Below are 12,718 nucleotides of genomic sequence, written 5' to 3' on the forward strand. Positions count from 1 at the left end.
CGCATTGGATACAAGTGTTCTTTCAGAGGCTTATTTCACCAAGGATAAAATCGTGCAGCATCATATCGATTCATACAATAAATTCCTTAATCATGGTCTCCGGAAGGTAGTCGATGAGCAGGGGATCATCGAGACCGATATTGAAGATGTTTATGTAAAATTAGGGAATATCAGGGTTGAAAGACCGGTTGTAAAGGAGGCAGACGGTGCAATTGAAAACCTTTATCCCAATGAGGCAAGGCTCAGGAACCTCTCTTATTCAGCACCCATTTTCCTTGAAATGAGTGTTGTGAAAGGTGAGGAAGAATCCGAGCCAAGGGAAGCTAAAATCGGGCAACTTCCTGTCATGATCAAGTCACAGATATGCAATCTTGTTGGCATTGCAGACCGGGAAATGGTGGAGCATGGTGAAGACCCACTTGATCCCGGGGGATATTTCATTGTTAATGGTACTGAAAGGGTTGTAATGACCCTTGAGGATCTGGCTCCGAACAAGATTCTAACAGAGCTTGGTGAAAGGTACGGCGATCCGATTGAGGTTGCCAAGGTTTTCTCCCAAAGACGCGGTTACAGGGCCCTTGTAGTTGTTGAAAGGGGCAGGAAGTCCATCTTGGAAGTTTCATTCCCATCTATTTCCGGCCGTATCAATTTTGTGACACTCATGCGTTCTTTGGGTATTGAGACTGATGAGGACGTTGTTAAGACGGTTTCAACAGACAGTGAAATCATGAAATTCATGTTCGAGAATCTCGAAGAAGCTGAAGTTGAAACAACCGAGGAAGCAATCGAGAGAATCGGAGGAAGGGTTGCTGCAGGCCAGGCACGTGATTATCAGATTAAGCGTGCAAACTACGTAATCGACCGCTATCTTCTGCCACATCTCGGGAATGATCCCGAAGACAGGATTGCAAAGGCACACTTCCTTGGAAGGATGGCAGAATCCTGCTTTGAACTTGCTCTTGGTCGTCGTAACCCTGATGACAAAGACCATTACTCAAACAAACGTCTCAAACTCACTGGTGACTTAATGGAAGACCTTTTCAGGGTAGCTTTCAACCGTCTTGCACGTGATATAAAATACCAGCTAGAGCGCGCAAATATGCGTAACAGGGACCTGAATGTTGCAACTCTTGTAAGGGCAGATGTCCTGACAGACAGACTCCAGCATCCTCTTGCGACCGGAAATTGGGTAGGCGGCCGCAGTGGTGTCTCCCAGCTTCTTGACAGGACTGATTACATTTCTTCCCTTTCTCACCTGAGAAGGGTGATTTCCCCGCTTTCAAGGGCACAGCCTCACTTCGAAGCTCGTGATTTGCACCCAACACAATGGGGAAGATTGTGTCCTTCAGAAACTCCTGAAGGGCCAAACTGTGGTCTTGTGAAAAACTTCGCCCAGATGGTTGAACTGTCCACAGGTACTGAAGAAGGTGAACAAATTCGCAATATCATATACGGACTTGGTGTTCAGCCGGCGGAATTGCACATTCCTGAACAGGTTATTAAAATGGCTGAGGAAGCAGCAGATTACGAAGAAGAAGGAGATGTTGCCGGAGGGGACGATCAAATTGTAAATTACAGTGATTTCCCGGAGGCAAATCTTGATTCTGAAAAAACAATCAATTTGGAGGCGGATTTGAATGACTGAAGCCAAAGTTTTCCTTAATGGCGAATTAATTGGTACTCACAATAATCCTTTTGAACTGGTTGACGATATCAGGAAACAAAGGAGAGCTGGTGTAATTTCTTCGCAGGTCAATGTTGCCCTTCATGAGGATATTCACGAAGTAATTATCAGCTCAGATATGGGTCGTGCCCGAAGGCCACTGATTGTTGTGGAGGATGGCAAACCTCTTGCTACTTCCGAACAGGTTGAACAGCTTCTGGCAGGAGAACTATCTTTTGATGATCTTCTCAAACAGGGTTGTATCGAGTTCATCGATGCCGAAGAAGAGGAAAATGCTTTTGTCGCTTTATACGAAGACGACATTACTCCAAAACACACTCATCTTGAAATTGATCCTTCCCTGATTCTTGGAATTTGTGCAGGAATGGTTCCTTATCCTGAGCACAATGCATCTCCGAGGATTACTATGGGTGCAGCTATGATTAAGCAGTGTATTGGTGTATCCACATCTAACCTCAAACTGAGGCCGGACACGCGTGCACATGTATTGCATTACCCACAGCGTGCACTCACAAGAACTCACACCTGTGAGTCTATTCACTTCGATGACAGGCCGGCAGGACAAAACTTTGTCGTGGCTGTAATGTCCTACGAAGGTTACAATATTGAAGACGCACTGGTTTTCAACAAAGGTTCAATCCAGAGAGGATTGGGAAGAAGCCATTTCCTCAGGACCTTTGAAGGTGAGGAAAGGCGTTACCCCGGTGGACAGGAAGATAAATTCGAAATTCCTGACTCTGAATTCCGTGGTGCAAGGAGCGCTGAAGCTTACGCAAACCTTGACGTTGATGGTCTTGTCAACCCTGAAACCAAGGTTGGTCCAAACGATGTGCTTATCGGTAAAACCAGTCCGCCACGTTTCCTTGAAGAGCAGACTGATTTTGGTATCACCGTTGAGCAGAGGCGTGAAAGTGCAATCACCATGCGCTCCAACGAAAAAGGTGTTGTCGATACTGTAATTCTTACTGAATCCATTAATGGTACGCGTCTTGCCAAAGTGAAAGTACGTGACCAGAGGATTCCTGAAATTGGTGACAAGTTTGCATCAAGACATGGTCAGAAAGGTGTTATCGGTTTGATAGTTCCTTTTGAAGACATGCCATTCACTGAAAGTGGATTGGTTCCTGATCTTGTAATTAATCCTCACGCAATCCCTTCACGTATGACTGTAGCTCATGTGTTGGAAATGATTGGTGGTAAAGTCGGTTCAATTGAGGGTCGCCGCATTAAAGCAACTGCCTTTTCAGGAGAGCCGGAAGATGACCTTCGTGCAGGTCTTGCAAAACACGGATTCTCTCATACAGGCAAGGAAGTGTTCTTTGACGGTGTTACAGGTAAGAAAATCCAGGCTGACGTTTTTGTCGGTGTAATCCTTTACCAGAAACTCCATCACATGGTTGCTTCCAAGATACACGCCCGTTCCAGAGGTCCTGTGCAGGTTCTTACCCGTCAGCCAACTGAAGGTCGTGCCCGTGAGGGAGGTCTTCGTTTCGGTGAAATGGAACGAGATGTGCTGATTGGCCATGGGGCTGCCATGACTCTTAAGGAAAGGCTTCTTGACGAATCTGACAAAGTCGTGGAACTTGTTTGTTCCAATTGTGGAATGATTGCAACATTTGACAGGCGCAGGAACATACGGTATTGTTCCAACTGTGGCGCGGAAACTGATATCCACCCGGTGGAAATGAGTTATGCGTTCAAATTGTTGCTTGATGAAATCAAATCTCTGGGAGTAGCTCCCAGACTCCAGCTGGAAGATGCAGTGTGAGGTGGTAGCGAAATGGATAATTCAATACCTTCTATTCCAAAAAGAATCGGTTCGATTCAGTTCGGTCTTATTTCCCCGAGGGAAATCCGTAAGATGAGTGTTACTTCGATTATTGCTGCAGATACCTATGATGATGACGGGTACCCCATTGACATGGGTCTTATGGATCTCCGCCTTGGTGTGATTGATCCGGGTCTTAGATGTAAGACCTGTGGCGGAAGGGCAGGAGAATGTCCGGGTCACTTCGGACACATTGAACTTGTGGCACCGGTTGTCCACGTTGGGTTCAATAAAACTATCAGGAAAGTTCTGCGTTCGGTTTGCAGCAACTGTAGCAGACTTCTTCTTGAAGATAAAAAGAAACAGGCTTTCCTTAAGCAATTTGCCAAACTTGAAGAAATGACTCACCTACCCGATGGTGTTATCAGCGAAGTGTTCAAGGAAGCTCGTAAAAACAAGACATGTCCTTATTGTGGTCATGAACAATCCGAAATCAAGTTTGAAAAACCAAGCGATTACATCGAAGATGGTCACAAATTGACTGCTACCGAGATTAGGGATCGCTTTGAACACATTCCTGATGAAGATATCAAAGTAATGGGCATGAATCCGGCAACCGCACGTCCTGAATGGATGGTGCTGACAGTATTGCCGGTACCACCTGTAACTGTACGTCCTTCAATTACTCTTGAATCAGGGCAGCGCAGTGAAGATGATCTTACTCACAAGCTTGTGGATATTATCAGGATTAACCAGCGTTTCCAGGAAAACAGGGATGCGGGAGCTCCACAGTTGATTATCGAAGACTTGTGGGAATTGCTCCAGTATCATGTTACTACTTTCTTTGACAATGAGGTTTCAGGCGTACCTCCGGCAAGACACAGGTCTGGAAGGCCACTTAAGACGCTTACTCAGCGTCTCAAAGGTAAGGAAGGTCGTTTCAGGGGCAGTCTTTCCGGTAAACGTGTCAACTTCTCTGCACGTACGGTTGTATCTCCGGATCCAAACCTCAGCATCAATGAAGTTGGTGTCCCGCTTGCAATTGCAAGGCAGATGACTATTCCTGTAAGGGTAATTTCCAGAAATCTTGAACTTCTGCGTGCATATGTCATGAGAGGCGGCGAAGAGCACCCTGGTGCAAATTACGTAATCCGTGACGATGGAAGACGAATCAAAGTCACTGAAATTAACAAAGAGGAATTGGCTGAAAAACTCGAGCCTGGATGGACTGTTGAGAGGCAGATGCAGGATGGCGATATCGTACTCTTTAACAGGCAGCCTTCCCTTCACAAGATGAGTATTATGGCTCACAAGGTCAAAGTACTCCCTGACAAGACTTTCAAACTCAATCCGGCTGTATGTCCACCATACAACGCTGACTTTGACGGTGACGAGATGAACATGCACGTTCTGCAGACCGAAGAGTCACGTGCCGAAGCAAGCATCCTCATGCAGGTACAGGAAAATATTCTCTCCCCTCGTTTCGGCGGACCAATTATTGGTGGAATTCACGACCACATTTCAGGCATGTTCCTGCTGACACGTAACGAGAACCACATCACTAAAAACGAAGCACTGGAACTTCTGCGTAAAGCTGAAATTCACAACCTTCCTGAACCGGCAGGCCACGATGAAAACGGTGAACCTTTCTGGAATGGTAAACAGATTTTCAGCCAGATTTTACCGGATGATTTAGATTTGGAATTCCAGGCTAATGTGTGCTACAAGTGTGATACATGCAAGAAGATTGAGTGTGAGTATGATGCGTATGTGGTAATCCGCGATGGAGAACTTATCAAGGGAACAATCGATGAAAAAGCAATAGGTGCTTTCAAGGGTGCAGTTCTTGACAGGATTACCAAGAAATACGGCTCAGCTGCCGGTGCTAAATTTGTTGATGATTCAACAAGACTTGCAATTCGCGGAGTCATGAAAACCGGACTTAGTTTCGGTATAAGTGACGAGGATATTCCACGTGAAGCAAGGATGAATATTGACGAAGAAATTGAAAAAGCTGAGCAGGATGTTGCAGATCTTATCCGTGCATACGAGAACAAGGAACTTGATCCATTGCCCGGTCGTACCCTTGATGAGACAATTGAATTGAAGATCATGCAGACTCTCGGTAAGGCCAGAGACCATACCGGTACAATTGCAGGAAATCACCTTGGTCTTGAAAATTCCGCTGTGATTATGGCAAAATCCGGGGCTAGGGGTTCAATGTTGAACCTTACTCAGATGGCTGCCTGTGTAGGACAGCAAGCGGTACGTGGTGAACGTATACGCAGAGGTTATGCAGGTCGTACACTTCCACACTTTGACAAAGGTGACTTGGGTGCAGATGCTCACGGTTTCGTTAAAGCCAGCTACAAGAGTGGTTTGAACCCAACAGAATATTTCTTCCACTCAATTGGTGGTAGGGAAGGTCTTGTGGATACTGCGGTTCGTACTTCCCAGTCAGGTTATCTTCAACGCAGGCTTGTTAATGCTTTGCAGGATCTGGAAGTCCAGTATGATGGTTCTGTAAGGGAAACCCGTGGAGTTATTGTCCAGTTCAAGTATGGAGAGGACGGTATTGATTCCACCAAGAGTGACTACAACAATCCCGAGACGATTCACAAGATTGTTCGTTCTGTTACAGGTAAGGGGGTGGAATAATGACAATAAGCGAAGCGACAATTGAAGGTATGATAAAGGACCTTCCCATATCCAATAACCTGAAGCAGATCCTTTTGGAAGACTCCGTAAGTGTAGGTGTCACCAAAAAAGAAATGGAAGAGATTATTGAAAGGGTATTGGAAGAGTATGAAAGATCATGTGTAGAACCCTGTGAAGCCGTGGGAGTTGTCTCAGCACAGTCCATAGGTGAACCGGGTACACAGATGACAATGCGTACTTTCCACTATGCGGGTGTCGCAGAAATTAACGTTACCCTGGGTCTTCCGAGGCTTATTGAAATTGTGGATGCAAGGAAGAACCCCAGTACACCAATGATGACTGTTTATCTGGAAAATGATATTTCAGATGACAGGGACATGGCTACAAAGACCGGATGGGAAATTGAAGCCACTCATATTGATCATTTGGCGGATGTTACAACTGATCTGGCCAACATGCAGCTTGTAATTGATTTAAATGAAAGATCCATGAACAAACGTGCGATCGATGAAGAATCAATTGTTGAGAAGTTGCAGGAAAAGTTAAAGGTCAATGTTGCACCCTCCAAAACAGTCACAAATCAAATAATTGTTACTCCGGAATCTCCTTCTTACAGGGAATTACTTCAGCTTGCGAAGAAAATTAAGACAATCACCCTCAAAGGTATTGAGGGTATCAAAAGGGTTGTTATCCGTAAGAATGGTGATGAGTATACTCTCTATACTGAAGGTTCAGAACTGGCTGCAGTTCTTCAGATAGATGGTGTTGATAAGACACGAACAACTACCAATAACATCGGTGAAATTCACGATGTCTTTGGTATTGAAGCTGCCCGGAATGCAATCATTAAGGAAGCAATGGACACATTGCGTGAACAGGGTCTTTCCGTTGATATCAGGCACATAATGCTTGTTGCGGATATCATGACCTGTGACGGCGAGGTCAAACAGATTGGTCGTCACGGTATTTCCGGAGAGAAAGCCAGTGTCTTTGCCCGTGCAGCATTTGAAGTGACAGTAAATCACCTGCTTGATGCAGGTCTCCGCGGTGAAGTAGATGCCTTAAATGGTGTAACTGAAAACATCATTGTTGGGCAGCCGATCAAATTGGGTACGGGTGATGTACATCTGGTTGCCCGCAATCCTCTTGAAAACTAATACAACCAGAACATAAATATAGCGAATTGCTTATTACAAGCTCTTAAAGATGAACGAGTGATGGAATATGGATATCAATGTTGATAAAGCACTGTTGAGTGTTATAAGAACCGGCGATGTTAAGATCGGGGCTAACAGTACCATTGATGCAGTAGCAAAAGGTGAAGCTAAGATGGTGGTAGTTGCAGACAACTGCCCATTAGACTTGAAGGAGAAACTCGAAGATATAAATGTGCCTGTATACGTTTATCCGGGAACCAGCGTGGAACTTGGACGAACGGCATGTGGTAAACCATTTACCATTTCCGCACTTGCAGTTATTGATGCAGGTGAGTCGGACATACTGGCATTAATTTAAAATAGAGGGTGTTGTATTTTTGAGCGATATCAAGCTTTCAACGGATGCTATAAGATATATAGCCCTGTTTGAAAGTATGACCGGAGCGTCTATCAAGGATTGTCTTGTTGATGAAGGCAGGCTTGTATATGTGGTCAAAAATGGTGACATGGGTGCTGCAATAGGCAGACACGGCGATCACATAAACCGCTTCAAAAAAGCGGTTGACAGGCATATTGACCTGATAGAGTATTCCGAGGATCCAGTGACCTTTGTCAAAAATGCCTTTGGGACTGTGTCTGTGAAGGCAGTGAGCATAAGGTCATCAAACGGGAAAAGACAGGCTCTGGTCGAAGTGTCGGCTTCCGAGAAAGGTCTTGCTATCGGGAAAAACGGTCGAAATATTGATATGATAAAAAGGATTGTAAATCGACACCATAATATTGACGATGTGATATTGCAGTGATAAAATTCGAGGTCATCTTGATTTATAAGTTATTTGGAGGTTATTAAATGCCAAACGGGAAATATGCAGCTCATAGACTCAAATCTGTCCGCCAAAATGCAAGGTGGAGAGATTCACGCTACAGCAGGCGTACCTTAGGATTGAATGTAAAATCTGATCCACTTGGAGGTGCTCCACAGGGTCGCGGTATTGTTCTTGAGAAAGTAGGTGTTGAGGCTAAACAGCCAAACTCCGCTATCAGGAAATGTGTAAGAATTCAGCTTATCAAAAACGGAAGGCAGGCAACTGCATTCTGTCCAGGCGACGGTGCAATCAATTTCATTGATGAACACGATGAAGTAACCGTGGAAAGGATTGGTGGCCGTATGGGTGGTGCTATGGGTGATATCCCAGGTGTCCGTTTCAAAGTTATTGCCGTTAACAGTGTAAGCCTGAGGGAAATGGTAATCGGAAGGAAAGAGAAGCCAAGGAGATAATCTATGTATAAGTTATTTGACAAATGGGATATGTCCGAGGTAGAGGTTGCTGATGCTGGAATCAGGCGCTACGTGAGTCTCGAGCCAGTAATTGTTCCTAATACTTGTGGAAAACACGCAAGGCAGCAGTTCAACAAATCTGAAATTTCTATTGTTGAGCGTCTTATTAATAACATGATGCGCGGTGAACAAAACACCGGTAAAAAACAGCGTACAATCAGCATTGTTGACGAAGCTTTTGATATTATTAATTCCAAGACTGACAAAAACCCTGTACAGGTACTGGTTGAAGCAATTGCCAATGCCGGTCCACGTGAAGAAGTTGTAAGACTTAAGTACGGTGGTATTTCCGTTCCCAAAGCAGTAGATACCGCTCCCCAGAGAAGGGTTGACAATGCTCTAAGGTACATTTGTGTTGGTAGCAAGCAGGCAGCATTCAAATCCAAGCGCTCTGTCGCCAGTTGCCTTGCAGCAGAACTCATTGCAGCTTCCAACAGGGATGCAAAATGCTTCTCAATTAACCGTAAGGATGCAAAGGAAAGGGTAGCAAAGGCTGCACGTTAATCCATTATCATATTAATTACGTAGGTTTTAGATATGGGACGAAGGAAGAAAATGGTTGAGCGCGTCACAGCGCTGATGAACAGCCCGGAAATGATCAGAAACATCGGAATTGTTGCACATATTGATCACGGTAAAACCACACTTTCCGATAACCTTCTTGCTGGTGCAGGAATGATTTCCAAGGAACTTGCTGGTCGCCAGCTTTTCATGGACTCTGATGAAGAGGAACAGGAAAGGGGCATCACAATTGACTCGGCAAACGTTTCGATGGTCCACGAGTATGATGGCGAGGAATATCTCATTAACCTGATTGACACACCTGGTCACGTTGACTTTGGTGGTGACGTAACTCGTGCCATGCGTGCTGTAGACGGTGCAGTTGTAGTTATTGATGCTGTAGAAGGCACAATGCCACAGACTGAAACAGTTCTCAGGCAGGCACTTAAGGAACATGTAAAACCTGTTCTTTTCATTAACAAGGTTGACAGGCTTATCAACGAACTTCAGGTAGATGCTCAGGAAATGCAGATTCGTCTGGGCAAACTCATTGATCACGTAAACAAGCTCATTAAGGGAATGAACGAAGAGCGCTACAATGCCGGCTGGCGTGTTGATGCAGCCAATGGTACTGTTGCTTTTGGTTCCGCACTTTACAACTGGGCTATCAGTGTTCCAATGATGCAGAAGACAGGTGTTTCATTTGGCGAAGTTTATGATTACTGCCGTGCTGAAGATATGAAAGCCCTGGCAGAAAAATGCCAGCTTCATGAAGCTGTCAACGATATGGTTATCAGGCACCTTCCAAGTCCAATTGAAGCACAGGAAGATCGTGTCAGGGTTATCTGGCATGGCGACATGGACTCCAAAATAGGAACTGCTATGAAGAATGCAGACGATGATGGCGATCTCGCTTTCATGGTTACTAACATTTCCACCGATCCTCATGCCGGTGAAGTTGCCACAGGAAGACTTTTCGGTGGTTCACTCTCACGTGGTCTGGAAGTTTATGTTTCAGGTGCAGCTGGCAAGAACAGGATTCAGCAGGTCGGTATCTTCATGGGTCCAGAGAGACTTGAAGTGGAGAGGATTCCTGCAGGAAATATTGCAGCAGTTACCGGTCTTAAAGATGCAATTGTAGGTTCAACAGTTACAACACTTGAAGGCATGGATCCATTCGAGAGTATCAAACATGCAAGTGAACCTGTAGTTACAGTTGCTATCGAAGCAAAACACATGAAGGACCTTCCAAAACTTGTTGAAGTACTCAGGCAGGTTGCAAAGGAGGACCCAACACTTAAAGTTACTCTGAATGAGGAAACCGGTGAACACCTTATGGCAGGCATGGGTGAATTGCACCTTGAGGTTATTGCTCACAGGATTGAGCGTGACAAAGGTGTAGAAATTACTACCACACCACCTATTGTAGTTTACCGTGAAACCATCCGTACTACAGCAGGTCCGGTTGAAGGTAAATCACCTAACCGTCACAACAGGTTCTACGTTGTTGTTGAACCTCTTGAGCAGGCAGTAGTCGATCTCATTCGTGAAGGCGAAATTTCCATGAGACTTCCTGAACTTGAAAGAAGGGAGAAACTCATTGAGGCAGGCATGGACAAGGAAGAAGCAAAGAACATTGTTGATATCTTTGAAAGCAATGCTTACTTCGACATGACCAAAGGTATCCAGCACCTCAACGAAACCATGGAATTGATTTTGGAAGGTTTCGAGGAAGTTATGAAGGCAGGTCCTCTTTCAAGAGAACCATGTATGGGTGTAAAAGTCAAACTCATGGATGCAAAACTCCACGAGGATGCTGTCCACCGTGGTCCTGCACAGGTAATTCCTGCATCAAGGCAGGCAATTCAGGCTGCAATGCTTATGGCTGAAGACACTATGCTGGAACCATACCAGAAAGTTTTCGTCCAGGTACCACAGATGCAGATGGGTGGAGCTACAAAAGAAATCCAGGGTCGCCGCGGAATTATTATCAACATGACCTCTGAAGGAGATACCACAATTATTGAATCAAAGGCTCCGGTGTCCGAGCTCTTCGGATTTGCAGGCGATATTCGCTCTGCTACTGAAGGACGGGCAATGTGGAGTACAGAGTTTGCAGGCTTTGAAACCCTCCCAACCAACATGATCGCAGACATTGTGAAGGGAATCAGGGAAAGGAAGGGCCTGAAAGCAGAACTTCCACAGGCATCCGACTATCTGAGTATGTGAGAGAGGTCCTCTTTCTCACATTAAAAGTTGGGTTACCTGCGGAAAGGTTTAAACGTGTAAAGGACTATTAAACCACCAAAATCCAAATCAAATTTAACAGGAGAAGTTTAAATGGCTGAGAAACCACACATGAACTTAGCAGTTATCGGTCACATTGACCACGGAAAGTCCACACTTGTAGGAAGACTCATGTTCGAGACTGGCGCAGTACCAGCTCACCTCATTGAGAAATACAAGGCAGAAGCAAAAGAGAAAGGTAAAGAATCCTTTGCATTCGCATGGGTAATGGACTCCCTCAAGGAAGAACGTGAGAGGGGTATCACCATCGATATCGCACACAAGAGATTCGACACCGACAAGTACTACTTCACTATCGTAGACTGTCCAGGTCACCGTGACTTCGTCAAGAACATGATTACCGGTGCTTCCCAGGCAGATGCAGCAATTCTCGTAGTTGCAGCACCTGATGGAGTAATGGCCCAGACCAAGGAACACGTTTTCCTTTCCAGGACCCTCGGTATCAATCAGTTGATCATTGCAGTTAACAAGATGGATGCAGCAGACTACAGCGAAGACAGATACAACGCTGTCAAGGAAGAAGTATCCCAACTTCTCGGTATGGTCGGTTTCAAGGCTTCCGAGATTCCATTCATTCCAACTTCTGCATTCGAAGGTGACAACATCTCCGAGAAGAGCGCAAACACACCATGGTACACAGGTCCTTCAATCCTTGAGTCCCTCAACGCACTTGTAGAACCTGAAAAGCCAGACACTCTTCCACTCCGTATCCCAGTTCAGGATGCATACTCCATTTCCGGTATTGGTACCGTCCCAGTAGGACGTGTCGAAACCGGTGTTATGAAGAAAGGTGACAATGTTATCTTTAACCCAAGTGGCGCAACCGGTGAGGTAAAATCCATTGAAATGCACCACGAAGAAGTCCCACAGGCTGTACCTGGTGACAACATTGGATGGAACGTCAGGGGTATCGGTAAGGGTGATGTAAGACGTGGTGACGTCTGTGGTCCAACTGCAAACCCACCAAGTGTTGCAGACGAATTCGTCGGTCAGATTGTAGTGCTTCAGCACCCATCAGCAATCACCGTGGGTTACACACCTGTATTCCACTGTCACACAACCCAGACAGCATGTACTCTCATGTCTATCGACAAGAAACTTGATCCAAAATCCGGTCAGGTTAAGGAAGAGAACCCAACATTCATCAAAGCTGGTGATGCAGCAATCGTTACCATCAAGCCAACAAGGCCAATGGTTATCGAGCCTGTAAAAGAAATCCCACAGCTCGGAAGGTTCGCTATCCGTGATATGGGTATGACCATTGCTGCTGGCATGTGCATGAGTGTTAAACAGAAATAACACTC

Annotated in this window: 10 protein-coding genes; all 10 read left to right on the forward strand. The window is 45.3% G+C overall.

Annotated features, from left to right (window positions below; translation table 11 throughout):
- The first annotated feature begins 52 nt into the window (after positions 1-52).
- The 10 genes from J2755_RS06915 to tuf all read left to right on the forward strand — a co-directional run bounded on the left by J2755_RS06915 (position 53) and on the right by tuf (position 12,713).
- Positions 53-1,645: a DNA-directed RNA polymerase subunit B'' gene (locus J2755_RS06915; protein ID WP_394357563.1), complete on the forward strand. Its 1,593-nt coding sequence runs from the start codon at positions 53-55 to the stop codon at positions 1,643-1,645.
- Positions 1,638-3,452: a DNA-directed RNA polymerase subunit B gene (gene rpoB, locus J2755_RS06920; RefSeq protein ID WP_209681238.1), complete on the forward strand. Its 1,815-nt coding sequence runs from the start codon at positions 1,638-1,640 to the stop codon at positions 3,450-3,452. Before J2755_RS06915 ends, rpoB begins: the two co-directional genes overlap by 8 nt.
- 12 nt (positions 3,453-3,464) lie before the next feature.
- Positions 3,465-6,110: a DNA-directed RNA polymerase subunit A' gene (locus J2755_RS06925; protein WP_209681240.1), complete on the forward strand. Its 2,646-nt coding sequence runs from the start codon at positions 3,465-3,467 to the stop codon at positions 6,108-6,110.
- Between the two features lie 29 nt (positions 6,111-6,139).
- On the forward strand, positions 6,140-7,267 hold the full coding sequence (gene rpoA2, locus J2755_RS06930; RefSeq protein ID WP_449288781.1) for a DNA-directed RNA polymerase subunit A'': 1,128 nt from the start codon (positions 6,140-6,142) through the stop codon (positions 7,265-7,267).
- Between the two features lie 67 nt (positions 7,268-7,334).
- Positions 7,335-7,625: a 50S ribosomal protein L30e gene (locus J2755_RS06935; RefSeq protein ID WP_209681244.1), complete on the forward strand. Its 291-nt coding sequence runs from the start codon at positions 7,335-7,337 to the stop codon at positions 7,623-7,625.
- 19 nt (positions 7,626-7,644) lie between these two features.
- Positions 7,645-8,070, forward strand: coding sequence for a NusA-like transcription termination signal-binding factor (locus tag J2755_RS06940; protein WP_209681246.1), 426 nt, complete (start codon positions 7,645-7,647; stop codon positions 8,068-8,070).
- A gap of 47 nt (positions 8,071-8,117) precedes the next feature.
- Entirely contained in the window at positions 8,118-8,546 is a 429-nt protein-coding gene (locus J2755_RS06945) for a 30S ribosomal protein S12 (protein ID WP_209681249.1), read from the forward strand.
- Between the two features lie 3 nt (positions 8,547-8,549).
- Positions 8,550-9,110, forward strand: coding sequence for a 30S ribosomal protein S7 (locus tag J2755_RS06950; protein ID WP_209681251.1), 561 nt, complete (start codon positions 8,550-8,552; stop codon positions 9,108-9,110).
- A 33-nt stretch (positions 9,111-9,143) separates the two neighbouring features.
- A complete protein-coding gene (locus J2755_RS06955) occupies positions 9,144-11,336 on the forward strand; it encodes an elongation factor EF-2 (RefSeq protein WP_209681253.1) in 2,193 nt (730 codons plus the stop codon).
- A 111-nt stretch (positions 11,337-11,447) separates the two neighbouring features.
- Positions 11,448-12,713: a translation elongation factor EF-1 subunit alpha gene (gene tuf / locus J2755_RS06960; RefSeq protein WP_209681255.1), complete on the forward strand. Its 1,266-nt coding sequence runs from the start codon at positions 11,448-11,450 to the stop codon at positions 12,711-12,713.
- Positions 12,714-12,718 lie beyond the last annotated feature (5 nt).

Source organism: Methanohalophilus levihalophilus, from assembly GCF_017874375.1.
Classification (GTDB): Archaea; Halobacteriota; Methanosarcinia; order Methanosarcinales; family Methanosarcinaceae; genus Methanohalophilus; species Methanohalophilus levihalophilus.

What these genes read in the sequence shown, in the direction of transcription:
- rpoA2 (WP_449288781.1), top strand. Translation starts at nt 6,140, where the DNA reads ATGATAAAGGACCTTCCCATATCCAATAACCTGAAGCAGATCCTTTTG.
- J2755_RS06955 (WP_209681253.1), top strand. Translation starts at nt 9,144, where the DNA reads ATGGGACGAAGGAAGAAAATGGTTGAGCGCGTCACAGCGCTGATGAAC.
- J2755_RS06935 (WP_209681244.1), top strand. Translation starts at nt 7,335, where the DNA reads ATGGATATCAATGTTGATAAAGCACTGTTGAGTGTTATAAGAACCGGC.
- J2755_RS06925 (WP_209681240.1), top strand. Translation starts at nt 3,465, where the DNA reads ATGGATAATTCAATACCTTCTATTCCAAAAAGAATCGGTTCGATTCAG.
- J2755_RS06950 (WP_209681251.1), top strand. Translation starts at nt 8,550, where the DNA reads ATGTATAAGTTATTTGACAAATGGGATATGTCCGAGGTAGAGGTTGCT.
- rpoB (WP_209681238.1), top strand. Translation starts at nt 1,638, where the DNA reads ATGACTGAAGCCAAAGTTTTCCTTAATGGCGAATTAATTGGTACTCAC.
- J2755_RS06945 (WP_209681249.1), top strand. Translation starts at nt 8,118, where the DNA reads ATGCCAAACGGGAAATATGCAGCTCATAGACTCAAATCTGTCCGCCAA.
- tuf (WP_209681255.1), top strand. Translation starts at nt 11,448, where the DNA reads ATGGCTGAGAAACCACACATGAACTTAGCAGTTATCGGTCACATTGAC.